23 protein-coding genes and 1 pseudogene are annotated in these 25278 nt (G+C 69.6%); 18 read left to right on the forward strand and 6 right to left on the reverse strand.

The window, feature by feature from the left end:
* From lptC to M2352_RS04530, 7 genes are all read left to right on the forward strand, one after another.
* On the forward strand, positions 1-1158 hold the full coding sequence (gene lptC / locus M2352_RS04500; protein ID WP_264663305.1) for an LPS export ABC transporter periplasmic protein LptC: 1158 nt from the start codon (positions 1-3) through the stop codon (positions 1156-1158).
* A gap of 3 nt (positions 1159-1161) precedes the next feature.
* Positions 1162-2118, forward strand: a complete 957-nt coding sequence (locus tag M2352_RS04505; RefSeq protein ID WP_264663306.1) for an LptA/OstA family protein — start codon at positions 1162-1164, stop codon at positions 2116-2118.
* A complete protein-coding gene (gene lptB, locus M2352_RS04510; protein WP_264663307.1) occupies positions 2115-2891 on the forward strand; it encodes an LPS export ABC transporter ATP-binding protein in 777 nt (258 codons plus the stop codon). The genes M2352_RS04505 and lptB overlap by 4 nt, the downstream gene beginning before the upstream one ends.
* Positions 2892-2932: 41 nt before the next feature.
* The gene (rpoN, locus tag M2352_RS04515; protein ID WP_264663308.1) at positions 2933-4483 is read left to right on the forward strand and encodes an RNA polymerase factor sigma-54; all 1551 of its coding nucleotides are present in this window, start codon (positions 2933-2935) and stop codon (positions 4481-4483) included.
* A gap of 125 nt (positions 4484-4608) precedes the next feature.
* Positions 4609-5202, forward strand: coding sequence for a ribosome hibernation-promoting factor, HPF/YfiA family (hpf, locus tag M2352_RS04520; protein WP_264663309.1), 594 nt, complete (start codon positions 4609-4611; stop codon positions 5200-5202).
* Positions 5203-5252: 50 nt separating this feature from the next.
* The gene (gene ptsN, locus M2352_RS04525; RefSeq protein ID WP_264663310.1) at positions 5253-5711 is read left to right on the forward strand and encodes a PTS IIA-like nitrogen regulatory protein PtsN; all 459 of its coding nucleotides are present in this window, start codon (positions 5253-5255) and stop codon (positions 5709-5711) included.
* A 305-nt stretch (positions 5712-6016) separates the two neighbouring features.
* The gene (locus M2352_RS04530; protein ID WP_264663311.1) at positions 6017-6586 is read left to right on the forward strand and encodes a Uma2 family endonuclease; all 570 of its coding nucleotides are present in this window, start codon (positions 6017-6019) and stop codon (positions 6584-6586) included.
* Here M2352_RS04530 and ubiG read toward each other — a convergent pair.
* On the reverse strand, positions 6553-7302 hold the full coding sequence (gene ubiG, locus M2352_RS04535) for a bifunctional 2-polyprenyl-6-hydroxyphenol methylase/3-demethylubiquinol 3-O-methyltransferase UbiG (protein ID WP_264663312.1): 750 nt from the start codon (positions 7300-7302) through the stop codon (positions 6553-6555). The two genes, M2352_RS04530 and ubiG, sit on opposite strands and share 34 nt — an antisense overlap.
* A gap of 159 nt (positions 7303-7461) precedes the next feature.
* Here ubiG and M2352_RS04540 point away from each other — a divergent pair, with 159 nt between their 5' ends.
* The 9 genes and pseudogenes from M2352_RS04540 to M2352_RS04575 all read left to right on the forward strand — a co-directional run bounded on the left by M2352_RS04540 (position 7462) and on the right by M2352_RS04575 (position 17587).
* On the forward strand, positions 7462-8697 hold the full coding sequence (locus tag M2352_RS04540) for an aspartate kinase (RefSeq protein WP_264663313.1): 1236 nt from the start codon (positions 7462-7464) through the stop codon (positions 8695-8697).
* A gap of 16 nt (positions 8698-8713) precedes the next feature.
* Positions 8714-9751 carry an NAD(P)H-dependent flavin oxidoreductase gene (locus M2352_RS04545; RefSeq protein WP_264663314.1) on the forward strand — a complete coding sequence of 346 codons (1038 nt, stop codon included), beginning with the start codon at positions 8714-8716 and terminating at the stop codon, positions 9749-9751.
* Between the two features lie 190 nt (positions 9752-9941).
* The gene (ptsP, locus tag M2352_RS04550) at positions 9942-12224 is read left to right on the forward strand and encodes a phosphoenolpyruvate--protein phosphotransferase (RefSeq protein ID WP_264663315.1); all 2283 of its coding nucleotides are present in this window, start codon (positions 9942-9944) and stop codon (positions 12222-12224) included.
* Between the two features lie 196 nt (positions 12225-12420).
* A pseudogene (locus M2352_RS26565) lies at positions 12421-12663 on the forward strand (helix-turn-helix domain-containing protein); the annotation flags it as partial.
* A 57-nt stretch (positions 12664-12720) separates the two neighbouring features.
* Entirely contained in the window at positions 12721-13584 is an 864-nt protein-coding gene (locus tag M2352_RS04555) for a DUF4115 domain-containing protein (protein ID WP_406567265.1), read from the forward strand.
* A 34-nt stretch (positions 13585-13618) separates the two neighbouring features.
* Positions 13619-14743 carry a flavodoxin-dependent (E)-4-hydroxy-3-methylbut-2-enyl-diphosphate synthase gene (gene ispG / locus M2352_RS04560; RefSeq protein ID WP_264663317.1) on the forward strand — a complete coding sequence of 375 codons (1125 nt, stop codon included), beginning with the start codon at positions 13619-13621 and terminating at the stop codon, positions 14741-14743.
* Complete coding sequence (gene hemA, locus M2352_RS04565) at positions 14740-16041, forward strand: glutamyl-tRNA reductase (protein ID WP_264663318.1); 1302 nt, start codon at positions 14740-14742, stop codon at positions 16039-16041. The genes ispG and hemA overlap by 4 nt, the downstream gene beginning before the upstream one ends.
* Positions 16038-17111: a peptide chain release factor 1 gene (gene prfA / locus M2352_RS04570; RefSeq protein WP_264663319.1), complete on the forward strand. Its 1074-nt coding sequence runs from the start codon at positions 16038-16040 to the stop codon at positions 17109-17111. Before hemA ends, prfA begins: the two co-directional genes overlap by 4 nt.
* Before the next feature lie 266 nt (positions 17112-17377).
* Positions 17378-17587, forward strand: a complete 210-nt coding sequence (locus M2352_RS04575; protein WP_264663320.1) for a cold-shock protein — start codon at positions 17378-17380, stop codon at positions 17585-17587.
* A 51-nt stretch (positions 17588-17638) separates the two neighbouring features.
* On the opposite strand, the gene M2352_RS04580 is transcribed toward M2352_RS04575, so the two are convergent.
* The gene (locus M2352_RS04580) at positions 17639-20965 is read right to left on the reverse strand and encodes a PAS-domain containing protein (RefSeq protein ID WP_264663321.1); all 3327 of its coding nucleotides are present in this window, start codon (positions 20963-20965) and stop codon (positions 17639-17641) included.
* A gap of 220 nt (positions 20966-21185) precedes the next feature.
* On the opposite strand from M2352_RS04580, the gene M2352_RS04585 reads away from it, so the two are divergent.
* A complete protein-coding gene (locus tag M2352_RS04585; protein ID WP_264663322.1) occupies positions 21186-21923 on the forward strand; it encodes an SAM hydrolase/SAM-dependent halogenase family protein in 738 nt (245 codons plus the stop codon).
* Here M2352_RS04585 and M2352_RS04590 read toward each other — a convergent pair whose 3' ends face one another.
* The 4 genes from M2352_RS04590 to M2352_RS04605 form a co-directional block, all read right to left on the reverse strand.
* Positions 21924-22328 (reverse strand): response regulator, encoded by a 405-nt coding sequence (locus tag M2352_RS04590; protein WP_264663323.1) that lies wholly within the window; start codon positions 22326-22328, stop codon positions 21924-21926.
* A gap of 12 nt (positions 22329-22340) precedes the next feature.
* A complete protein-coding gene (locus M2352_RS04595) occupies positions 22341-22934 on the reverse strand; it encodes an HAD family hydrolase (RefSeq protein WP_264663324.1) in 594 nt (197 codons plus the stop codon).
* A gap of 194 nt (positions 22935-23128) precedes the next feature.
* Positions 23129-23380: a hypothetical protein gene (locus M2352_RS04600; RefSeq protein ID WP_264663325.1), complete on the reverse strand. Its 252-nt coding sequence runs from the start codon at positions 23378-23380 to the stop codon at positions 23129-23131.
* A gap of 310 nt (positions 23381-23690) precedes the next feature.
* Positions 23691-24125 carry a Fur family transcriptional regulator gene (locus tag M2352_RS04605; RefSeq protein ID WP_264663326.1) on the reverse strand — a complete coding sequence of 145 codons (435 nt, stop codon included), beginning with the start codon at positions 24123-24125 and terminating at the stop codon, positions 23691-23693.
* A gap of 213 nt (positions 24126-24338) precedes the next feature.
* Here M2352_RS04605 and M2352_RS04610 point away from each other — a divergent pair, with 213 nt between their 5' ends.
* Positions 24339-25262, forward strand: a complete 924-nt coding sequence (locus M2352_RS04610) for a transglutaminase family protein (protein WP_264663327.1) — start codon at positions 24339-24341, stop codon at positions 25260-25262.
* Positions 25263-25278: the final 16 nt, after the last annotated feature.

Genomic DNA, 25278 nt, shown 5'->3' on the forward strand with positions numbered 1-25278 from the left:
ATGGACGGGCTGAAAGTGAACGGGCCGCAGGCGCCGGAAACCAAGGCGGCAGAGACCGCCCCGCCGGATTCGCTCCCGTCCGGGGGCGCGGCGGAACCGTCCAACGCCGCCCCGTCTCCGTCCGGCCCCCCGGCCGCCGGTCCGGCGGCTCCGTTCCGCCGCCCGCCCCAGCGCCCCGCCGGGCGCGGCTACAGCCGGTTCGTGTCCATGGCCAAGATCGGGCTGGTGGGGTCGGCGCTGGCGCTGGTGGCCCTGCTGGCCGCGTGGCCGACGCTGAAGGAAATTCCCCAGCCGCGCATCGGTGTGGAGCGGGGGCAGCCGGAAATCAGCCGCCCGCGCTTCATCAGTTCCGACGACGCCAACCAGCCCTATTCCGTCACCGCCACCCGGGCGCAGGAAACCGCCGGCCAGACCAACATCGTGGCGCTGGAGCAGCCCGAAGCGGAAATGACCGAGAACACGGGCGCCTGGGTCACCCTGCGCGGCGACCGTGGCTGGTACGACCGTCAGACCGGCATCCTGAAGATGAACGGCCATGTGCGCATCCTGCGCGACGACGGCAGCGAACTGCGGACCGAGGAAGCCTTCATCCTGGTGCGCGACGGCACCGCCTGGGGCGACGTCTACACCGAAGGGCAGGGGCCGCAGGGTGAGGTGAAGGCCCAGGGCTTCCGCATGAAGGACCGGGGGAAGACCATGACCTTCCTCAACGGCTCCAACGCCAACGTGACGCCCATGGCCCCCGCCGGTCCCGGATCCGCCGCGCCGCCGGCCCCCGCCGAACCGCCTGCGGCCCCGGCGGCTCCCGCCCCCGCCCCGGAGGTTTCGGCTCCGGCCCCGGCTCCGGCTCCGGTGGAGCCGCCCCCGCCGCCTGTGGCCGCTGCGGCTCCGCCGGCTCCGCCCGCTCCGCCGGCTCCGCCCGCCGTCGAATCGCCGGCGGCGGCCCCGGCCGAACCGCCGGCCCCGGTTCCGGCTGTGGCGGCTGCGGCTGCGGGTGCTGCTGCGGCGGCCGTCGCGGCTCCCCCACCGCCCCCGCCCAAGCCGGTGGCGGTGCGCGCGGCCCCGCCCGTCCCGCCCAAGGCCGCGGCCCCGGCGGCGGTGAAGAAGCCCCAAACGGCACCGGCCAAGCCGGCGGCCAAGCCGAAGAGAAAGCCCTAGACCATGCACCGCTCCTGCCTGTCCGCCGCCGGGCGCGCCGCCCTGGTCTTGCTCCTGGCGCAGTTGTCCGGCCCGGCCCTGGCCCAGACCCCGGCCCAGACCAAGGCTCCGGCCAAGGCCCCGGCTGCTGCGGCGCCGTCCGCACCTGCGGGCGGCGGCGGGCTGGGCGGGTCGATGCCGCTGGACATCAACGCCGACAACGCCATCGAATGGCACCAGGACCGGCATGCCTATGTGGCCCGCGGCAACGCCTCGGCCCGCAAGGAGAACACCACGGTCTACGGCGACGTGCTCACCGCCTATTACCGCGTGGTGCCGGGCAAGGGGAACGAGGTGTTCCAGCTCGTCGCCACCGGCAACGTGCGCATCATCAGCCCCAACCAGCATGTGTTCGGCGACCGTGCGGTCTATGAGACCGACCGCAAGCTGCTGGTGGTGACCGGCGGTGCGCTGCGGCTGATCACGCCCACCGACGTGGTGACCGCCCGCGACGCGCTGGAATATTACGAGGAACAGCAGCTTGCCGTGGCCCGCGGCGACGCGGTGGCGGTGCGCGGCACCGACCGCATCGCCGCCGACGTGCTGATCGCCCTGTTCGAAAAGGGGCCGGACGGCGGGCAGAAGATGAAGCGGCTGGACGGGTCGGGCAACGTGGTGGTGACCTCGCTGCCCAAGGACGCGCCCGAGGGCTCCCGCCCCGCCGCCGACCGGCCCGGCGGCGGGCGGCAGCCCGACGTGGGGCGCGGTGACAAGATGGTCTATTCCGCCGCCGACAACACGGCGGTGCTGCTGGGCAACGTGTCCATCACCCGCGGCGACAACCAGATCACCGGCGATGCGGCGGAAATGGACATGACCACGCACATCAACCGCGTTATCGCCGGCCCCGGCGGCGGGCGGGTGTCCGGCCTGCTGATCCCCGAAGACTCCAAGGACAAGAAGCCGGAGGGGGCGCGATGAGCACGCTTCAGGCACAGCGCCCCGGCCAGCCGGCCCCGGCGGAGGCGCCGGCCACCGGGCTGGTGGCCAGCAATCTGGGCAAATCCTTCAAGAAGCGCCCGGTGGTGCGCGACGTGTCGGTCAGCGTCCAGCGCGGCGAGGCGGTGGGGCTGCTGGGGCCGAACGGCGCCGGCAAGACCACCTGCTTCTACATGATCACCGGCCTGATCGCCGCCGACGTCGGTTCCATCCATCTGGACGGGCAGGACATCACCGCCTTGCCCATGTACCGCCGGGCTCGGCTGGGCATCGGCTATCTGCCGCAGGAAGCCTCGATCTTCCGCGGCATGACGGTGGAGAACAACATCCGCTCGGTGCTGGAGGTGGTGGAGCCCGACCGCGACGCCCGCGAAACCATGCTGGACGAGCTTCTCGCCGAATTCTCGGTCACCCACCTGCGCAAGGCCCCGGCGCTGGCGCTGTCGGGCGGCGAGCGGCGGCGCGTGGAGATCGCCCGCGCGCTGGCGTCCCAGCCGCACTTCATCCTGCTCGACGAACCGCTGGCCGGCATCGACCCCATCGCGGTGGGCGACATCCGCGAACTGGTCAGCCACCTGCGCCACCGCGGTATCGGCGTGCTGATCACCGATCATAATGTGCGTGAAACGCTCGATCTCGTCGATCGGGCATACATTTTGCACGATGGTGTGGTACTAATGGAAGGCGAGCCGGCGGAGATCGTTGCGCACGAGGATGTGCGCAGGGTCTACCTCGGTGAGCGGTTCAGCCTCTAGGCTGGATCGGACCCCACCGTCGTCCCCATTCCAACGGTCCCATGGCGCTTACCCAAAGGCTCGACCTCCGCCAGGCCCAGACCCTGGTGATGACCCCGCAGCTGCAGCAGGCGATCAAGCTGCTGCAGCTGTCCAATATGGAACTCTCCGATTTCGTGGACCGCGAGATCGAGCAGAACCCCCTGTTGGAACGGGACGATGGGGAGCGGGCCCCGCCGGGCGATTCCGGCGACCGCAGCGAGCCGGGCGCCGATTTCGAACCGCCGGTGGAGCCGGGCGCCATTCCCGCCGCCGACGCCCGTCCGCGCGACACGGTGGAGCTGACCTCCGCCGGCACGCTGGGGGAGGCGTCGGACGCCCCCCTCGATACCGATTTCGAGAACGTCTACGCCGACGACCGTTTTTCCGACGGCAGCGACGGCGGCAACGAGGTCTATGGCTCGTGGTCGGAACGGGGCGGCGGCTTCGACGGCGACGACGCCAACCTGGAAGCCACCCTGTCGGGCAGCGTGTCGCTGCGCGACCATCTGACCGAACAGATGAACATCGACCTGCCCGATCCGGGGGACCGGCTGGTCGGGCTGGCGCTGATCGATTCGCTGGACGAGGCCGGGTATCTGACCACCGATCCGCTGGCGCTGGCCGAACAGTTGGGCTGCGAGCCGGCACGGATGGAACGGGTGCTGGCGGTGGTGCAGCGCTTCGACCCCTCGGGCATCTTCGCGCGCTCGCTGAAGGAATGTCTGGCGATCCAGTTGCGGGAAAAGAACCGCCTGGACCCCGCCATGGCCGCGTTGCTGGACAATCTGGAGCTTCTGGCCGCCCGCAACCTGCCCGGCCTGATGAAGGTCTGCGGCGTGGACGCCGAAGACATCGCGGATATGGTCGCGGAAATCCGCAAGCTGAATCCGAAGCCGGCGCTGGCCTTCGACCACACGCCGGCCCAGCTCGTGACGCCCGACATCCTGATGCGCGCCAACCCCGGCGGCGGCTGGATCATCGACCTGAACCCCGACACCCTGCCGCGGGTGCTGGTCAACCAGCGCTATTTCTCCCGCGTGTCGGGGGAGGTGAAGAACAAGGCGGAAAAGGATTACCTGGCCGAGCGCTTCCATTCCGCCAACTGGCTGGTCAAGTCGCTGCACCAGCGCGCCACCACCATTCTGAAGGTGGCGACCGAAATCGTGCGGCAGCAGGACGCCTTCTTCATTCACGGTGTCTCGCACCTGAAACCGCTGATCCTGCGCGACATCGCCGAGGTCATCGGCATGCACGAAAGCACCGTCAGCCGCGTGACCACCAACAAGTTCATGTCCACCCCCCGCGGGGTGTTCGAGCTGAAATACTTCTTCACCTCCGCCATCCAGGGCTCGGACGGGCAGGCGGCCCATTCGGCGGAGGCCGTGCGCTACCGCATCAAGCAGATGATCGACGCCGAAGCGCCGGCCGAGGTGCTGTCGGACGATAAAATTGTGGAGATCCTCCAAAAGGAGGGGATCGACATTGCGCGCCGGACGGTGGCGAAGTATCGTGAAGCCATGCACATTCCGTCCTCGGTCCAGAGGCGGCGTGCCAAGATGTCCCGGATGTAAGGCAAAGCCGGGTTTTTGCGGTTTCGTTGACACATCCGGGAGGGCGCCACTATGTTCCCGGTCCGCACACGGTGGCGCACCATCAACATCCCCCTCATTGCGGATCTCACGCGGAAACATCCAAGATGCAACTGACCGTCAAAGGCAAGCAGCTTGACGTGGGCGATGCCCTGCGCACCCACGTTGCCGACAGCCTGAACGCCGCCGTCGGCAAATATTTCACCAAGCCGTTGGAAGCGAACGTCGTTCTGTCGCGCGAAGCGCATCTGTTCAAGGCCGACATCCAGGTCCATGTCGGCCGCGGCATCATGGTGCAGAGTGCTGCTGAATCCGACCAGCCGTATCCCGCCTTCGACACCGCGTGCGAAAAGATCGCCAAGCGCCTGCGCCGCTATAAGAGCCGCCTGCGCAACCACCATGGTGCGGAAAACGGCGCCGAGGCGCTGCCCGCCCGCTATCAGATCCTGGAAGCCGAGGCCGACACCCACCATGTGGATGGTGAGGAAGTCGCCGAGGCCGTCCACCCGGTCGTCATCGCCGAAATGCAGACCCAGATCGAAACCCTGACGGTCAGCGAAGCGGTGATGCGCATGGAACTGGGCGAATTGCCGGCGCTGCTGTTCCGCAACCGCGCCCATGGGGGCGTCAACCTCGTCTACCGCCGCCGCGACGGAAACGTCGGCTGGGTGGATCCCGGTGCGGAACAGGCCGGCGCCTGAGAGTTCAGGCCCCGGATGTCTGGCTTCGGCCTTTAACGGTGCACACCGTCATGCTCGATCTCATCACCCCGCACGCCATCATCGCCACCCTTCGGGCCGGTTCGAAGAAACAAGCCCTTCAGGAAATGGCCAGACGGGCGGCGGACCTGACCGGCCAGCACGAACGGGCCGTCTTCGACGTCCTGCTCGAACGGGAACGGCTGGGAACCACCGGCGTGGGGCATGGCATCGCCATCCCCCACGGCAAGCTGCCCGGCCTGGAGCGCGTCCACGGCGTGTTCGCCCGGCTGGAACGGCCGATCGACTTCGATGCGATCGACGAACAGCCCGTCGATCTCATCTTCATGCTGCTGGCCCCGGAACAGGCGGGCGCCGACCACCTGAAGGCTTTGGCCCGCGTGTCCCGCCTGTTGCGGGACGCGGCGGTCTGCGAAAAGCTGCGCGGGTCGGAAAGCGCCGATGCCATCTATGCGCTGCTGACCCAGCAGGAAGCCAGCAACGCGGCCTGAGACCTCTCCTCGCCCTCTCCCCTCCGGGGGAGAGGAGCAAGGCAATCGGATGAAGGACTTCAGAGATATATTAGGTTTTTCGTCATTCCCGCGAAGGCGGGAATCCAGTGCGCGCGTCTGCGCGCCATATGAGCCAGCGTGACTCATGTCGCCGCTATCGCGGCTCTTGCTGGATTCCCGCCTTCGCGGGAATGACGATAATCCTAGGTCTGGAAAAAAGACCTTTCACCCGATTGCCCGGGGGAGAGGAGCGTTGTTCCGCCTTTGCCATCGCTGCGGCCCGGCTGATGTGGTAACGTGTCCACATGTCGGAAGCTTTTGCGTATTCCCGCATCCCGGTTGCGGATTACCTCCGCGCCGAACGCACCGCCGATGTCCGCCACGAATATGTGGATGGCGAAGTCTTTGCCATGGTCGGGGCATCCCGGCGGCACAACCATATCGGGGGAAATCTTTACATCGCCCTGCGCGCGGCAGCCGATCCGCGCGGCTGCGCGGTTTACAGCAACGACGTCAAGGTCCGCGTCGAGGCGGCCAACGCCTTCTATTACCCCGATCTGGTGGTGACCTGTGCGGCGGGCGACGATGACCCGTATGTGGTCCACGCCCCGTCCATCATCGTCGAGATCCTGTCCGACTCGACCGAGGCCATCGACCGGCGGGAGAAGCGGCTGAATTATCAGCGCCTCCCCAGCCTGACCGATCTGTTGCTGGTGGCCCAGGACGAGCGGCGCATCGACCATTACCGCCGCGGTCCCGGCGGCTGGGACCATGTGGTCTACACCGGCGGCGCCGTTGTCCCGCTGGAAGGTCTCGGCGCCGCCCTGAGGCTGGAGGCGGTTTACGCCGGGTCCGGCACCGCCCAGCCCATGTAGTTCACGTCCAGATCCTTGGGGTTGAGGCGGAATTCGTCGGCGAACGGGGCATAGGTCAGCCCGGTCAGCCCCTTCACCGCCAGCCCGTGGGTGCGCAGGTGGGCGGCGAATTCCGACGGGCGCAGGAAGCGGCGCCAGTCGTGGGTGCCGCGCGGCAGCCAGCGCAGGATGTATTCCGCCCCGACGATGCCGAGCGCGAAGGATTTCGCCGTGCGGTTCAGGGTGGCGAAGAACAGCAGCCCGCCGGGCTTGACCAGGGCGGCGCAGGATTTGACGAACAGGTCCACGTCGGCCACGTGCTCGATCACCTCCATGGCCAGCACCACGTCGAACTGCGCCCCTTCGGCCACCAGCGCTTCCGACGTGGTGGCGCGGTACTGGGCGGATGCGCCGGTTTCGGCGGCGTGGGCGGCGGCGGTCTTGACGTTGCGTTCGGCGGCGTCCACCCCCAGCACGGCGGCCCCCATGCGCGACAGGGGTTCCGACAGCAACCCGCCACCGCAGCCGATGTCCACCAGCGACAGCCCGGACAGCGGCTGCGGCGCCAGCGCGTCGCGCCCGAAATGGGCGCACACGGTGTCGCGGATGTAGCCCAGGCGAATCGGGTTCAGCTTGTGCAGCGGCCGGAATTTGCCCGACGTGTCCCACCATTCAGCGGCGATGGCGGAAAAACGGGCGATTTCGGCGGCATCGATGGTCCCGGCGGGGGCATTCATGGGAATTTTCCTGTAGGCTTTGAGTCGGATTGACGCGCCGGGCGCCTTGCTTCATCCCGGCTTCACGGAGTATGGATACGCCGCCCCGCGCCGGCAACGGTGGAGCGGGGGGTCTGGCCATGCCGGCCTGTGGCCGCCGGCGGAAAGTGGTGTGAGGGAATGGCGCGGATCGTCATGAAGTTCGGCGGCACGTCGGTGGGCGACGTCGAGCGGATCAAGAACGTTGCTCGCAAGGTCGAGCAGGAAGTCAAGGCCGGCCATCAGGTGGCCGTCGTGGTGTCCGCCATGTCCGGCGTCACCAACCAGTTGGTCAAGCACTGCAACGACATCGACAAGCTGCACGACGCCCGCGAATACGACGCGGTGGTGGCGTCGGGCGAACAGGTCACCACCGGCCTGTTGGCGATCGCCTTGCAGTCCATCGGCATCCCCGCCCGCTCGTGGCAGGGCTGGCAGGTGCCGATCCGCACCGACGATACCCATTCCAAGGCGCGCATCGTGTCCATCGACACGACCGAGCTGGAAAAGCGCATGTCCACCGGCGAAGTCGCCGTGGTTGCCGGCTTCCAGGGCGTGACCGACGAGAACCGTCTCAGCACGCTGGGCCGTGGCGGGTCGGACACGTCGGCGGTGGCGCTGGCGGCGGCGGTGAAGGCCGAGCGCTGCGACATCTACACCGACGTGGACGGCGTCTACACCACCGATCCCCGCATCGTGAACAAGGCGCGCAAGCTGACCAAGGTCACGTACGAGGAAATGCTGGAGATGGCGTCGCTGGGCGCCAAGGTGCTCCAGACCCGTTCGGTGGAAATGGCGATGAATCACCGGGTGCGCGTGCAGGTGCTGTCCAGCTTCGAAGCGGCGGCCGGCAGCGACATCCCCGGAACCCTGGTTGTTGACGAGGACGAGATCGTGGAAAAGGAAGTGGTGAGCGGCATTGCCTACAGCCGCGACGAGGCGAAGATCACGCTGATCGGCGTTGAGGACCGTCCGGGTGTGGCCGCGGCCATCTTCGGCCCCCTGACCGACGCCGCGATCAACGTGGACATGATCGTCCAGAACATCTCGGAAGACGGCAAGTCCACCGACATGACCTTCACGGTGGGCAAGGCCGACGTGGCCCGCGCCGTCAAGGTGCTGGAAGAGGCCAAGGGCGCGCTGAACTTCCAGCGTCTGCTGTCCGATTCCAACGTGGTCAAGGTGTCGGTCATCGGTGTCGGCATGCGCAGCCACGCCGGGGTCGCCCAGCGCATGTTCAAGGCGCTGGCCGACAAGGGCATCAACATCCAGGTGATCTCCACCTCGGAAATCAAGATCAGCGTGCTGATCGCCGAGGAGTACACCGAACTGGCGCTGCGCTCGCTGCACACCGCCTACGGCCTGGACGCGGCCTGATCGGGGGAGCCGGTTCATGACCGACGCAAAGGGACGGGACCGGCTCGACCACCTGTGGCGCCGGGGCCGGGAATTTCTCGGCTCCGCCACCGCCATCATGGGCGGCGGCATGACCTGGGTGTCGGAACGGCATCTGGTGTCGGCGATTTCCAACGCCGGCGGTTTCGGCGTGCTGGCCTGCGGCTCCATGGGGCCGCAGGCGCTGGCCGCCGAGATCGTGGCCACCCGCACGCTGACCGACCGGCCCTTCGGCGTCAACCTCATCAACGTCCATCCCGAACTTGAGGCGTTGACCGGCGTGTGCCGCGATCTGGCGGTGTCCCACGTGGTCATCGCCGGGGGCATGCCGTCGGGGGCGACCATCCAGCGGCTGAAGGACGGCGGGGCGAAGGTTCTGGCCTTTCCCCCCACCGCGGTCATCGCCCGCCGCCTGGTGCGCCAGGGGGTGGACGCGCTCATCATCGAAGGCAGCGAGGCCGGCGGCCACATCGGCCCGGTCAGCACCACGGTGCTGGCGCAGGAGATCCTGCCCGACGTGCGCGAGGTGCCGGTGTTCGTGGCCGGAGGCATCGGCCGGGGGGAGGCGATCGCGTCCTTCCTGGAGTTGGGGGCGGCGGGGGTGCAGCTCGGCACCCGTTTCGTCTGCGCCACCGAAAGCATCGCGCACCCCAACATGAAGCAGGCGTTCATCAAGGCTTCCGCCCGCGACGCGCAGGCGTCGGTGCAGGTGGACGCCCGCCTGCCGGTCCAGCCGGTGCGCGCACTGGCCAACGACGGCACCCGCCGTTTCCTGGAGCTTCAGCGCACGCTGGCCGCCCGCGTGGACGCCGGCACCATCACGCGCGAGGCCGCCCAGCTTGAGATCGAGCATTACTGGGCCGGCGCGCTCCGCCGCGCGGTGATGGACGGCGACGTGGACAGCGGCTCGCTGATGGCCGGCCAGTCGGTGGGCATGGTCACCCGCGAACAGCCCGCCGCCGAGATCATCGCCGAACTTGTGACTCAGGCCGCCGCCAGCCTCGGCCGGCGGTTTGCTTCGGAATCAGCCGGGTAACGCTTTTTTGCTGCGTAGGTGGCGGTGAAACCATGTCACCACCGGCAGCCATCCTATATCTTGGCCCGACGCCGGTTGCGGTTCCGCCGCCGGGATGGTTCCCCTCGCGCGATGGTGTGCCCGCCGATGACATATTCCGTCAGGCAAACGTCCCTTGCAATTCCGGGTCGCGTGTGGAAGGAAGCCGGGCATGGTTGATACGAGCGATACCATGACCTTCGACGGAGCGGCGGCGCGGCGGCTGCTGGCGCGGCTGCGCGACATCATGGCCGGGTCCGGCACCGGACAGGACCGGCTGGACAAGATCGTTACCCTGATCGGCGCCGAGATGCGCGCCGACGTGTGCTCGTGCTACGTCATGCGCGCGGGCGAGGTGCTGGAGCTGTTCGCCACCGAGGGGCTGAACAAGACCGCCGTCCACAACACCCGCCTGCGGGTGGGCGAGGGCATCGTCGGCGACATCGCGGCCCAGGCGCGGCCGTCGGCCTTCGACAACGCCCCGGCCCATCCCAGCTTCGCCTACCGCCCGGAAACCGGCGAAGACCCGTTCCAGTCGCTGGCCGGCGTGCCGATCCTGCGCGGCGGCAAGGTGCGCGGCGTGCTGGTCATCCAGCACAAGGACCGCCGCGCCTACGCCGAAGAGGAGCTGGAAACCCTCCAGACCATCGCCATGGTGGTGGCCGAGCTGGTGGCCCAGGCCGAGCTGGTCAGCCCGCAGGAGGTGTTCTCCACCGGCGACGTGGCGCTGATGCCGGCGCGGCTGGCCGGTATCGCGCTCAACCCCGGCCTGGCCAAGGGGGCGGCGGTCATCCACCGCCCGCAACTGACCATCCGCCAGGTGGTGGCCGAGGACACCGACCGCGAGCAGGAGCGGCTGAACGAGGCGCTGGCCGCCATGCATTCGGCCATCGACGCCCTGCTGGCCACGCTGACCCGTGCGGGGCTGGGCGAATCGCGGGACATCCTGGAAACCTACCGCATGTTCGCCGAGGACCGCGGGTGGCTGTCGCGCATCCGCGAGGCGATCCGCATGGGCCTGACGGCGGAAGCGGCGGTGCAGCAGGTGCAGAACGACACCCGCGCCCGCATGAGCCATCTGACCGATCCCTACATCCGGGAACGGCTGATGGATCTGGAGGATCTGACCAACCGGCTTCAGCTTCATCTGGCCGGGCGCAAGCCGGAGGCGGAGACCGCCGCCCTCCCCGACGAGCTGGTGCTGGTGGCCCGGTCCATGGGGCCGGCGGAATTGCTGGATTACGACCAGCGGCGGCTGAAGGCGCTGATCCTGGAGGAAGGCTCGCCGTCCAGCCACGTGGCCATCGTCGCCCGCGCGCTCGACATCCCGGTGGTGCAGGTGGCCGACGCCATGAACCGGATCGAGCCGCTGGACCCGCTGATCGTGGACGGCGACCACGCCACCGTCTTCGTCCGCCCGGCCGAAGACATCCAGATGGCGTTTGCCCAGAGCATGGAGATGCGCGAGCAGCGCGAACAGATGTTCGCCACCGTGCGCAACAAGCCCTCGGTCACCCGCGACGGGGCGCCGGTCTCCATCCAGTTGAACTGCGGCCTGCTGATCGACCTGGGGCATCTGAAGGCCAGCGGGGCCGAGGGGATCGGGCTGTACCGCACCGAAATCCCCTTCATGGTGCGCTCGTCATACCCCGACGTGCAGGCGCAGACCGAGCTTTACGCCCGCATCATGGACGAGGCGGGCGACAAGCCCGTGGTCTTCCGCACCCTGGACGTGGGCGGCGACAAGGTGCTGCCCTACATCGCCGGCGGCGACGAGGAGAACCCGGCGCTGGGCTGGCGGGCGTTGCGCATCGGGCTGGACCATCCGTCGCTGCTGCGCCAGCAGTTGCGCGCCTTGCTGCGCGCCGCTTCGGGCCGCCCGCTGTCGGTGATGTTCCCCATGGTGGCCGAGGTGGCGGAGCTGATCCAGGCGCAGAACCTGCTGGACATGGAGCTGAAGCGCCTGCCCGCCGACGGGTACGAGCCGCCGTCGCGCCTGCGCCGCGGGGCGATGATCGAGGTGCCGTCGCTGCTGTTCCAGCTTCCCTCCCTGCTGCCGCGGGTGGATTTCGTGTCGGTGGGGTCCAACGATCTGGCCCAGTACGTCTTCGCCAGCGACCGCGGCAACCCGCGCACCGCCACCCGCTACGACCCGCTGTCGCCGGCCATGCTGTCGCTGCTCAAGCGGCTGGTGGAGGAGTGCCGGGTCTACAACGTGCCGCTGTCCCTGTGCGGCGAGATGGCGGGGCGCCCGCTGGACGCCATGGCGCTGATCGGCATCGGTTTCCGCACCCTGTCCATGTCGCCGCCGTCGGTGGGGCCGGTGAAGACCATGCTGCGCTCGCTGGATGCCGGTGCCTTGCGCCAGTACATCAACAGCCTGCTGGCCGGTGCCGACCACAGTCTGCGGCCCAAGCTGCGCGCCTTCGCCATGGACCACGGGGTGCTGCTGTAGGCTGGCAGCGAAGTCCGGTTGACAGGCCCTCTCCCCGGCCGGCGGCGAGAGAGGGATTGCCCGGCGTTGCTAAGTGGGTTCGCCGACGGGGCAGGGGCGCCCGGCTTGCGCCGCCGGGGCGTTCGGGCGCATAACGGGGGGCCCCGCCGGCGGCGGACGCATCCGGGTACACGACACCTCTGGGCAAGACACGGCCATGGCTCACGACGCTATCCATAACGGCATCCATGGGGACGATTCCCGTTCCGCAGCGCTGCCCATCCATGCGGTGCTGCGCGACGCGCGCCAGCGGCTGGGCGTGGATCTGCGCGACGTGGCCGACACGCTGCGCATCCGCTTCGTCTTCCTTCAGGCCATCGAGGACGGGCGCTATGGCGACCTGCCCGGCACCGCCTATGCCGGCGGCTTCGTGCGGTCCTATGCCGAGTATCTGGGGCTGGACGCCGACGGTATCCTGCGCCGCTTCAAGGAAGAGGCTGCGGCCAAGCCGCCGCGCATGGAAATCTACCTGCCCACCCCGGTGACCGAGGGACGCGTGCCCGGCGGCGCGCTGCTGCTGGGCGCCCTGGTGGTGGCCGGGGTGATCTATGGCGTGTGGTATTATCTGTCGGCCACCGACCGTTCCATCGCCGATCTGGTGCCGGCCCTGCCCGAACGGCTGGTGGCCCTGCTGGACAGCCGGGCGCCCACCGACCCCGCCACCGGCCTGCCCCGCACGGGCGAGGCGCCGGCAGCCCACCCGACAGCCACGCCCGCACCGGCTGCGGCTCCGGCGGCATCGGGGGGGGCGGCATCGGGGGGGGCGGCATCGGGGGGAGCGGCGCCTGCGGCTCCCGCGCCCGCTCCGGCGGCCCCCGCGGCGGGCGCCAAGCCGGCCCCGGCGGTGTCGGCGTCCATGTCCCCGGTTCCGGCGGTGCCCAAGCCCGCCGCCGCCACGCCCCCCGCCCCCGGCGGCGAGGAGGAGGAGGGCGATGGTGCGGCCCAGGAGCCCACGCCCCTGTCGGGCAACGGCGCCGCCGCCCCGGTGCCCACCGTGGCCGCGGCGGCGGAACCCCCGGCGGACCTCGGCCCGCCCAAGCGCACCTACGGCAGCCAGAACGCCAGCGCCCACATCCAGATCCGCGCCACCCAGGACAGCTGGCTGCAGATCCGCGACGGCAACACCGAGATCTTCACCCGCGTGCTCAAGCCCGGCGACGTCTACCGCGTGCCCGACAACAAGCCGGGGCTGAAGATGCGCACCGGCAACGCCGGGGGGCTGATTCCCATCATCGGCGGCGTTCCCGGCGCACCGCTGGGCAGTGCGGGGCAGGTGATGCGCGACGTGCCGGTGGAATCCCTGGGCGCCAAGCCCCACTGATCTGAATCGGTCCGAAAAACACAGGCAGACTGTCATGAGCGTGCGAGCCTACCGCCAGATCCAGCGCCGCAAGTCCCGCCAGATCCGCGTCGGGTCGGTGCTGGTGGGGGGCGATGCGCCGATTTCGGTGCAGTCCATGACCAACACCCCCACCACCGATGTGGCCGCGACGGTGGAGCAGATCCGGTCCATGGAACGGGTGGGGGTGGACATCGCGCGGGTGTCGTGCCCCGACCGCGAATCGGCCCTGGCGCTGAAGGACATCGTGCGTCAGGTCAACGTGCCCATCGTCGCCGACATCCATTTCCACTACAAGCGCGCCATCGAGGCGGCGCAGAGCGGGGCCGCGTGCCTGCGCATCAACCCCGGCAACATCGGTTCTCCCGACCGGGTGCGGGAGGTGGTGCAGGCGGCCAAGGACTACGGCTGTTCCATGCGCATCGGCGTCAACGCCGGCTCGCTGGAATCCGACCTCCTGGAGAAATACGGGGAGCCGTGCCCCGAGGCCATGGTGGAAAGCGCGCTGAACCACGCGCGCATCCTGGAAGACCATGATTTCCGCGAATTCAAGATCTCGGTGAAGGCGTCCGACGTGTTCCTGGCCGTCGCCGCGTACCAGGGTCTGGCGGAGGCGTGCGACTATCCGCTGCACATCGGCATCACCGAGGCGGGGGGGCTGCGCGCCGGCACCGTCAAATCGTCGGTGGGGCTGGGCATGCTGCTGTGGTCGGGCATCGGCGACACCCTGCGCGTCTCCTTGTCGGCGGAGCCGGCGGAAGAGGTGCTGGTGGGCTATGACCTGCTGAAGACGCTGGGCCTGCGGCGGCGCGGGGTGACGGTGATCTCCTGCCCGTCGTGCGCGCGGCAGAACTTCGACGTCATCAAGACGGTGGACGCGCTGGAAAAGCGGCTGGCCCACATCACCACCCCGCTCACGCTGTCGGTGATCGGCTGCGTGGTCAACGGCCCTGGTGAGGCGCGGGAAACCGACATCGGCCTGACCGGCGGCGGCAACAACACCCATCAGGTCTATCTGTCGGGCCTGACCGACCACCGGCTGAAGGACGCCGACATCGTCGAGCATCTGGCAGGCCTGGTGGAAAAGAAGGTGGCCGAGATCGAAGCGGAAAAGGCGGCGTCCGCACCCTCCGCCCCGTGACCGCCGCCTATTTCGTCGTCGGTGCCAACCACCGCACCTGTTCCGGTGCCGTGCGCGACGGGCTGACGGCGGAGGAACCGGAACTGCCGGCCCTGCTGGCCCGGCTGCGCGCGGCGGGGCTGGAACAGGCGGTGTGGCTGTCCACCTGCGACCGGGTGGAGGTGCTGGGCGTCCACCCCCGCCCCGCCGACGCCGCCCGGCTGGTGACGGAAATCCTGGCCGAACGGGCCGGCGTTCCGGTGGATGGGCTGGCCGGGCAAGTGTTCATCCAGACCGGCGACGGGGCGGTGCGCCACGTCTTCGCCGTCGCCAGCTCGCTCGACAGCCAGATCATCGGCGAGCCCCATGTGCTGGGGCAGGTGAAGGATGCTCACCGCCTGTCCGCCGCCGCCGGCCTGACCGGCCCCGAGCTTGAGGCGCTGTTGCAGGCCGCCTATGCCGCCGCCAAGCGGGTGCGCAGCGAAACCCCCATCGCCGAGGGCGCCACGTCGGTGGTGGCCGCGGCGGTGCAGGTGGCCCGCGACGTCCACGGCGGGCTGGACCGGCGGGCCGCCCTGCTGCTGGGGCTGGGGGACATGGGCGGGCTGGTGCTGGACGGCCTGCGGGAGGCGGGGCTGACGCGGGTATCGCTGGCCGCCCCCAACGACCGCCGGGGGGAGACGGCGGCGCGGCGGCGCGACGCCCATTTCGTGCCGTGGGCCGATGTGGGGGCCGCGCTGGACGCCGCCGACATCGTGGTCACCGCCGCGGGCCTGGGCCGTTACACCCTGACGCCGGAGCCGGTGAAGGTCGCGCTGAAGCGGCGGCGCTACCGCCCGGTGTTCGTCATCGACGCCGCCATTCCCGCCGACGTGGACCCCGGCGTGGCGGCGCTGGACGACGTGTTCGTCTATGACCTGGCCGATCTGGAGCGGGTGGCGCTGCAGGGCCGGGTGGGGCGCCAGGGCGCGCTGCAGGCCGCGTGGCGCATCGTGGACGAGCAGATCGCCGCCTTCACCCGCGGGCGGGCGGAACGGGCGGCGGTGCCGGCGGTGGCCGCCCTGCGCGCGCATTTCGAAGCCGAACGCCGCCGGGTGCTGGCCGAACACGGGGGGCTGGACGCCGGCGCGGCCACGCGCCTGCTCATCAACCGCCTGCTGCACACCCCGTCGGAGGCGCTGAAGGCCATGGCGGCGGGCGGGACGGCGGAAGGCGGGGCGGAAGAGGCGGGGCGGCTGTTGACCGCCCTGTTCGGTTTGGACCATACAGACCGGCAGCGCGGCCGGGACGATGCGGCGGAAGGGGACGGATCGACGTGAGCCTTGAGGACAAATACCGCCGGGTGCTGGCCCGTCATGACGAACTGCGCGACGCGCTGGCGGCGGGCACCGCCGATTCGTCCAGCTTCGCCCGGCTGTCCAAGGAATACGCCGACCTGACCCCGGTGGCCGAGGCCATCGCCGCGCTGAACCGGGCGCGGGACGAGCGGGCGGGCCTGGATGCCCTGCTGGCCGACCCGGACGCCGACGCCGAGATGCGCGCCCTGACCGAGGACGAGATCCGCGATCTGGACAAGCGGCTGCCGGTGCTGGAGCGGGCGGTGCAGGTGGCGCTGCTGCCCAAGGACGAGGCGGACGAGAAGAACGCCATCCTGGAGGTGCGCGCCGGCACCGGCGGCGACGAGGCCGCCCTGTTCGCCGCCAACCTGTTCGAGATGTACCGCCGTTACGCCGCCCTGCACGGCTGGCGATTCGAGGTGATGGAGGTCAGCGAGACCGGCATCGGCGGCTACAAGGAGGCCATCGCCAACATCACGGGCCGCGGCGTTTTCGCACGCCTGAAGTACGAATCGGGGGTTCATCGCGTCCAGCGTGTGCCGGCGACCGAGGCGCAGGGGCGCATCCACACCTCCGCCGCCACCGTCGCCGTGCTGCCCGAAGCCGAAGAGGTGGACGTGCAGATCGACGACAAGGATCTGCGCATCGACGTCTTCCGCTCCTCCGGGCCCGGCGGCCAGTCGGTCAACACCACCGACAGCGCCGTGCGCATCACCCACCTGCCAACCGGTCTGGTGGTCAGCCAGCAGGACGAGAAGAGCCAGCACAAGAACAAGGCCAAGGCCATGAAAGTGCTGCGGTCGCGCCTCTACGACCTGCAACGCTCGGCCCTTGACGCCGAACGGGCCGCCGACCGCAAGAACCAGGTGGGATCGGGCGACCGGTCGGAACGCATCCGCACCTACAACTTCCCCCAGGGCCGTGTGACCGATCACCGCATCAACCTGACGCTGTACAAGATCGACAAGGTGATGCTGGGCGAGGCGCTGGACGAGATCATCGACGCGCTCACCGCCGAGGACGAGGCCGCCCGTCTGGCCGAGCTTCGCTGAGTCGAATCGTCCGTCAGACATGCCGTCCGTCTAACCCGCAGTCGTGGGCTTAGGCGGTTTTGCCGGGGCGTGCCCTTGTGCATATCACCGGAAGCCGGATTGCCGGGGGGGGAAGGCAGAGTTTAGCCTTTCTCCTGTGGCGGCCGCTCCGTCGGTCTGCCGCGCTTCAGCACGCGTGCCGGTGTTCGACGACTGACGCATACGCAGATGACGCAGACGCAAGCCCCAGGCCCGCGCACGACCAAAAGACCAGGGAGAACGCGGCCATGGCGACCGGCACCGTCAAATGGTTCAATACCACCAAAGGCTATGGATTCATCGCACCCGAAGGCGGGGTGAAGGATGTGTTCGTGCACATCACCGCCGTGCAGAAATCCGGCCTGCGCGGCCTGAGCGAGGGGCAGAAGGTCACCTTCGAGGTGGCCCGCGGCTCCAACGGCAAGGATGCCGCCGTCAACATCGCCATCGTTCAGTAACGGGCGGGCGTGCGCGCCCCCTCCGCCCGTGGGCGGAGGGGGCATTCTTTTTTATGTCAGAAGCCCCGTGGCGCGGTAGGCGTCGGCGGCGGATTCGACCAGATCGGGGATGCGGGCGCGCAGGCGCTCCACCTCGTCCGCCGGGCCGTTGCGGCAGGCGTCTTCCAGCGCGCGGGCCTTGGCCGACAGCACCGTGGCGCCGAACGTGGCGGCGGTGCTCTTCAGCGTGTGGGCATCCCGTGCCAGCAGCTTGGGATCGTCCGTTTCGGCGATGCGGCGGGCGCGGATGCGGGTCTCCTCCATGAACTGGTGCAGCACTTCGGCCAGCAGCGCCGCGTCCAGATCGTCGGTCAGTTGTTTCAGGACATGGGTATCCAGCCGTTCCGCCGAGTCGTCCTCCGCACCGCCGGGGGCGTCCGGCCCCGCGGGCGGGGTGGCGTCCGGTTCCGTCCCGGAGACGGCGGGGTGGGCCGGCAGCCAGCGGGCCACGGTTTCCAGCAGCAGCGCGCGGTCCACCGGCTTGGGCACGTAATCGTTCATGCCGGATGCAAGGCAGCGGTCGCGGTCGCCCGGCATGGCGTCGGCGGTCATGGCGATGATGGGAATGACCCCGATGGGGGCCGGCATGGTGCGCAGCGTGCGCGCCGCCGTCAGACCGTCCATCTCCGGCATCGCCAGATCCATCAGGATCAGGTCGTAGGGAAGCGTGCGCGCGGCCTCCACCGCTTCCAGCCCGTTGGCGGCCACGTCCACCTGATAGCCGGCGGCCTTGAGGAAGGACGCGGCCACGAGCTGGTTGGTCGGGCTGTCCTCGGCCAGCAGCAGCCGGCGGCCCGCCACCGCGGCGGCCTGGAGCCGGGCGGGGCGGGGCGGGGGCAGGGCGCTGTCCCCCGGCTTGCCCTCCAGCACGTCCAGCAGGCGGCGCTGGCGCACCGGCTTGATCACCAGCGCGTCGGTGCCGGCGGGCAGCCCGTCGCAATGCTGCCCCACCATGGTCAGCCGGATGATCCGCCGCACCCCCGCCCCGCGCAGCGCGCCGATCAGGTTGGGCAGGGCCCGCTCGTCGCCGTCCACCAGGGCCATGTCGATGGGGGCGGTTCCGGCCAGCCGCAGGGCGGCGGCGGTGTCGCCGGTGGCGTCCACGTGCGCCCCCCACGACCGCAGTTGGGCGGCCATGGTGTCGCGCCCGATGGGGCTGGGGTCCAGCAGCAGGATGCGGCGGCCGGACAGGCGGGCCGTCAGGCCGCCGCCCTGGCCCGCCGCGTCGCCCGGCTGGCGGTGCAGCGGCACCGTGAACCAGAACACCGACCCGCGGCCCAGCGTGCTTTCCACCCCGATGCGCCCGCCCATGAGCTGCACCAGCCGCTTGCAGATGGCCAGCCCCAGCCCGGTGCCGCCGTGGCGGCGCGAGGGCTGGGGATCGACCTGGGTGAATTCGGTGAACAGCGACGGCAGCGCGTCGGGGGCGATGCCGATGCCGGTGTCGGTGATGCGGAAATGCAGATGGACCGGCCCGCCCCCGTCAACGCTGGGGCCGCCGTGGGGGGCGGCCAGCTCCACCGTCACCGACACACCGCCCGATTCGGTGAACTTGACCGCGTTGCCCGCCAGATTGAGCAGGATCTGGCGCAGCCGCCCGGCGTCGCCGCGCAGGCTGACGGGAACCTGCGCCGGCACGCAGGCGGCCAGGGTGATGCCCTTGGCCGTGGCGCGGGCCGACAGCAGTTCCACCACGCTTTCCACCAACTCCACCAGATGGAAGCGGTGCTCCTCCAGCGCCAGCCGGCCCGCCTCCATCTTCGACAGGTCCAGGATGTCGTTGAGGATGGCCAGCAGCGCCTCTCCCGATTCCCGCGCCGTGGTGGCGTAGATGCGCTGCTGCTCGTCCAGTTCCCCGTCCAGCAACAGGCCCAGCGTGCCCAGAACGCCGTTCATGGGGGTGCGGATCTCGTGGCTGATGGTGCGCAGGAATTCCGACTTGGCCTTGCTGGCCAGCTCGGCCTGTTCCTTGGCGGCGCGCATCTGTTCCTGGGTGCGGCGCGTCTCGGTGATGTCGCGGGCCGAGACGATGCCCACCATCCGCCCGCGGTAGGCGACGTAGCGGGTCCGCCCCTCCACCAGCAGCCGGGTGCCGTCGGCGCGGCGGCAGGTCAGCTCGAACGGGGTTTCGCTGTGGTCGCGCAGGCGCTGGCTGGCCTTGGCGATGTCCTCCGGCGCGATCAGCGACAGCACGGGCCGACCCACGAGCTGCCCGGCGGCCAGCCCCAGCAGGGTGCAGGCGGCGGCGTTGGCGTCCATCACGATCCCGGCCTCGTGCATCACGATGGCGTCGGTGGCGGCGTCGGAAAGCTGGCGGAACCGTTCCTCGCTTTCGCGCAGATCCGTTTCCACCCGGCGGAAGGCGCTGATGTCGGTGTAGCTGACCAGCATGGTCCGCCCGCCGGCCACGGGCACCACCGTGCGTTCCAGCACCGTGCCGTCGGGCCGCCGGTGTTCGGTGCGTCCGCCGGCCGCCTTCGGCCCCAGCGTGACCAGCCGCTTGTTGACCAGCGCCTCGGGCGACCCCGGCCCGAATTCGCCGCGCTCGGCCAGAAGCCGGAGCATCTCCTTCTTGGTGCGGCCGGGCCGCAGCCAGCCGGGGGGCAGGTCCAGCATCTCGGAAAAGCGGCGGTTCCAGGTCAGGAGCTGCCCGTTGGCCGCCCACACCGCCACCCCCTGGGTCATGGCGGCGAACACGGTTTCCAGAAGCTCGGTCTTTTCCGCCAGCTCGGCCTCGCGCCGCTTGTGCTCGGTGATGTCGGTGCGGATGCCGACATAGCCGCCGTCGCTGGTGCGCCATTCGCTGACCCGCAGCCAGCGCCCGCCGTCCAGCTCCTGTTCGAAGGAGGCGCCGGGGTTGCGGTGGTGGGCCATGCGCTCGGCGATCCACGGCTCGATGTCGCCGGGGGGGCAGGCGGCGTATTGACCGTGGGCGGCCCCGTTGCGGATCAGCTCCTCGAACGTCATCCCCTCGCGGATGTCGGTCAGGGGGTAGAGGTTGCGGTAATGGCGGTTGCAGTGGACCAGCCGGTCGGCGGGGTCGAACAGGGCGAACCCCTCGCTCACCACCTCCACCGCTTCCACCATGCGGCGGTTGGCGGATTCCAGCCGGGCGTCGGCGGCCTGCACCGCTTCGCGCGCGTGCACCAGCCGCTGCTTTTCCTGGCGGAACAGCACCGCCGCCAGCAGGAAGGCCGATACGATCCCGGCCAGGGCGAACACCGCTTCGTCCATGCCGTCCTTGTAGGCTTCGGTGACGGTGTGGATGAAGCTGATCATCGCCAGCCCGCCGGCCAGCGCCATCAAGAGAATCCGCTGCAGGGAAAAGCGTCCAGCCATCGAACACATGCTCCGGGTCGTGCGCCCTTCAGAATGAATCACAGACCGTTAAGGTATATGTAATTCGGTCAAGGCAAGATGCCGCAAACACTCTGCGTGAACAAGACGCACCCGAATCGGTTTTCTTGTCGTTTCTTTCGCCTTTCCGGCAGATGCTTGCGCAGGCGGCGGGGAAATGGCATGCGTCACACGTCGCCGGCCGCATGACGATGGACCGCCCATGATTGTTCTGTTTACCGATTTCGGCCTGACCGGCCCCTATACCGGCCAGGTCAAGGCCGTGCTGGCGCGGGAGGCGCCGGGGGTGCCGGTGATCGACCTGTTCGCCGACGCCCCCGCCTTCGACCCGCAACTGTCCTCGTACCTGCTGGCAGCCTATGCACGGGAATTTCCCATCGGCACGGTGTTCTTGTGCGTGGTCGATCCCGGCGTCGGCACCGAACGGCGCCCGCTGCTGGTGACGGCGGACGGGCGCGTCTTCACCGGCCCCGACAACGGGCTGTTCGACGGGGTATGCCGCCACGCGGTGGACGTGTCGGCGGTGGAGATCGGGTGGCGGCCCACCCGGCTGTCGGCCAGCTTTCACGGACGCGACCTGTTCGCCCCCGTGGCCGCGCGGGCGGCGTTCGGGCGGATGCCGGCGGGCACGCCGCTGCCCGTTTCCGAGATCGTCCGTCCCGATTGGCCGGAGGATCTGCCGCGCATCGTCTACATCGACGGGTACGGCAACCTGATGACCGGGCTGCGGGCGTCGGCGGTGCCGCCCGATGCGTGGCTGTCGGTGGGCGGGTGGACGGTGCGCCGTGCCCGCACCTTCGCCGACGTGCCGCCGGGCGAGGCCCTGTGGTACGAGAACGCCAACGGTCTGGCCGAAATCGCCGTCAATCAGGGCCGCGCCGACCGGGCGCTGTCGGTGGCGCTGGGCGATGACGTGATCGTCGGGCCGGGCGGGGGATGATCAGGCGGCCAGGGGGGTGGATGCCAGCCAGCGGCGCAGCCGCGCGGCCAGACGCACCGGGTCCGCCGTCAGCGGCAGGATGGGAAAGGGATCGCCGTCCGCCGGGGCCGCGTCCGCACCGTCGGCGCCGGGGGTGGTCAGCAGGATGCGGGTGTGCGGCGACAGCGCCACCGCCAGGGCCGCCGCCTGCTCCCCGTCATGCCGCCCGCCGCGGCTGAACAGCGCCAGCGCGGTTTCGGCTTCCGACACCAGCGCCAGGGCGGCCATGGGATCGGCGGCGGCGGCCACGGTAAAGCCGCACCGCCGCAGCGCCACCGCCAGGGCGGCGCGCAGCGCCGGGTCGGCCTCGGCCACCACGGCGCGGCGCGGGGGCGGGGTGCCGGGGGGAATGTCGATGCTGAACATAGGGGCCCCCCGTCAGCGGATGCGGATCACCGCCGGCTCGTCCAGCAGGGCCAGCATGGGGCGGTCGCTGGGGTGGTTGCCGTACCCCCAGGTGCGGGGAAAGGGGCCGTGCTGGGCCAGCCACGCCTGCACCCGGTCCGCCTTGTGCCCGCGCACGCAGTTGCCCGATACGATGCGGCCGGTCAGGTGGCCGTCCGCCACCTCCATCTCGGTCGCCATCAGGTGATCGACGGGCAGGTGGCGCAGCAGCGCCGGCATGTAGACGTTCAGCGCCCCGGTCGCCACCACCACCGTGCGTCCGGCGTCGCGGTGGGCGTGCAGCGCCTCCACCATCGGGCCGTGCCAGCGCAGACGCTGCGCCAGCCGTTCCGCCGCCGCTTCCGCCACCGCCAGCGGCACCCCGCGCAAGGTGCGCTTCAGCACGATGGCCTTGACCGTGCCGCGGAAATCGGCGCCCAGGGGCCGCCCGCGCAGATGGCGGTGGGTGGCCGAGCGCAGGGCGTCGGCAAAGGCCAGACGGGTGCGGTGGCGCCCGATCACCTCGGCGATGAACAGCGGCAGGCTGTCCCCGCGGATCAGCGTGCCGTCGAAATCGAAGAAAGCCACACCCTGGCTCGTTAGCGGGCCTGCCAGCCCGTGGCCCGTCATGCCGTGGCCCATCATCCGCCGAAACCCTTCGTCACAGCCGGCGTTCGCCGCCGGCCGCCCGGTCATCCGGGACTGTATCCGCCGGGACTATGGAACCGGGAGGAACCCCGCGTCAACCGCAGCACCGCCGTCCATGGCCGGTCAGGGCCCGGTCAATGGTAGGAGCGCGGCGGGCCGGCGGGGAATTCGGATTCGTCCGGCCCCTGATCCAGGCCGGCGATGGCCTCGTCGATGTCGCGGGCGGTCTGATCCAGGTCGGCCTTGATGGCCGCGACCGTCTGGGCCAGATCGGCGGTATCACGGACGATCCGGTCGAGCCGGGCGTCCATGGCGTCCAGACGCTCGTTCATCTGGCGGCTCAGCCGCTCCAGCGCGTCCAGAAACAGGGAGGATGTTGCATCCATGGCGGTGCCATTTGCCTTGCCGTGAGAAAGCGGGGAAGACGTTTCCCCGTAGGCAAACAGTTGGGGCACCGGAGCGCCCGCGCCCAGACCTGCTGGTGGCGCACCCCGCAAGGAGAATGGCGCGGAAAATCATACGATCAAAAGGTGTGCCGGGCGCTGCGGCCGACCGGGCGGAACCCGGCGAAGGGGGTGGTACGCCCCGGTGCCGGCACCCCCAAAGACGGCAGAAATCCGAACGATGGGAGGGGGATGGAAGGATGGAGGGGGGCGGAGGGATGGCACCTGCTCCATCCCCCCGGCGGATGAGGCGTCAGGCGTTACCCTCGTCGGCGCGTGTGCGGGCCAGCGGGATGCCGAACAGTTCCAGGCGGTGGCCCACCAGCTCGTATCCCAGGTCGCGGGCGATGGCGTGCTTGAGCTTTTCCAGCTCCTCGTTGGTGAACTCCACCACCTCGCCGGTCTGCAGGTTGATCAGATGATCGTGATGCTCGTCGCGCTTTTCCTCGTACCGGGCGCGGCCGTCGCCGAAATCGAGCCGGTCGATGACCTGCGCCTCTTCGAACAGGCGCATGGTGCGGTAGACGGTGGCGATGGAAATGCGCGGGTCGATGATGACCGAACGGCGGTGAACCTCCTCAACGTCGGGATGATCGGTGGCCTCCGACAGCACGCGTGAAATGACGCGGCGCTGGTCGGTCATCTTCAACCCTTTTTGGATACACAGGTCTTCGAGGCGGGAACTCATGCAAACCTCTTCAAGGGCGATGCCGTTTTTGTGATGGCGGCAGGTGGGTCGCTCGTTGTTTCCTCCGGTGGCAGGCCGAAGGATACCGTGTTGATAGCAGAGAACGGAACTAAACTAATATAGGGCCGTTGCGCACAGGCGCACGCCCCAGCCCCCGATAATTCCGCCCGCCCCTGCCCCCACGGCCACGCCGCCACCGTCCCCGGAGCCGCCATGACGATCCTCGAGGTCAGGCACACGACCATCTACCGCTATTCCCATCCCGTCCGCTTCGGTGAACACCGGCTGATGTTCCGCCCGCGCGACAGCCACGACATGCGCCTGCGCGAAGCGCTGCTGACCATCAGCCCGCCGCCGGCATCCATCCGCTGGCTGCACGACGTGTTCGGCAACTCCATCGCCATCGCCTCGTTCGACGCCATGGCCGAGGAGCTGCGGTTCGAAAGCGTGATCCGGCTGGAGCCGTTTCCCATCGACGGCCCCGAATTCCCCATCGAGGAGTACGCCCGCGCCTACCCCTTCAGCTATTCGGCCGAAGAGATCCCCGACCTGGGCCGCACCACCGAACGCCATTACCCCGATCCCGAGCACAAGGTGGACGCCTGGGCGCGGGATTTCGTGGTCAACGCCGGCCAGCCCGCCGACACCCTGGCCGTGCTGGCCGCCATGACCGAGGGCATCCGCAACGGCTTCACCTATGCCGCCCGCGAGGCCGAGGGCACCCAGACCCCCGTCGAGACCCTGGAATCCCGCAGCGGCACCTGCCGCGACTTCGCCCTGCTGATGATGGAAGGGGTGCGAAGCCTGGGGCTGGCCGCGCGGTTCGTCACCGGCTACCTCTACGATCCCGCCCGCGACTCCGGCCCGGGCGGGGCGGAGGAGGGAGACGCACCGCCCACCGTCGGCGGGGGGGCTACCCATGCGTGGGTTCAGGTCTATCTTCCGGGGGCGGGGTGGGCCGAATTCGATCCGACCAATGGTATTATCGGCAGCCGCAACCTGATCCGCGTGGCCGTCACCCGTGACCCGTCACAGGCGGTGCCGCTGGCGGGTTCGTGGATCGCCGAGAGTGAGGAGGCCCGCTTTCTCGGCATGACGGTCGATGTTCAGGTTAACAGTGCACCGGTTTGTGAGTAAGCTTGTCTTCTTTTCA

The organism is Azospirillum fermentarium (assembly GCF_025961205.1).
Lineage (GTDB): Bacteria > Pseudomonadota > Alphaproteobacteria > Azospirillales > Azospirillaceae > Azospirillum > Azospirillum fermentarium.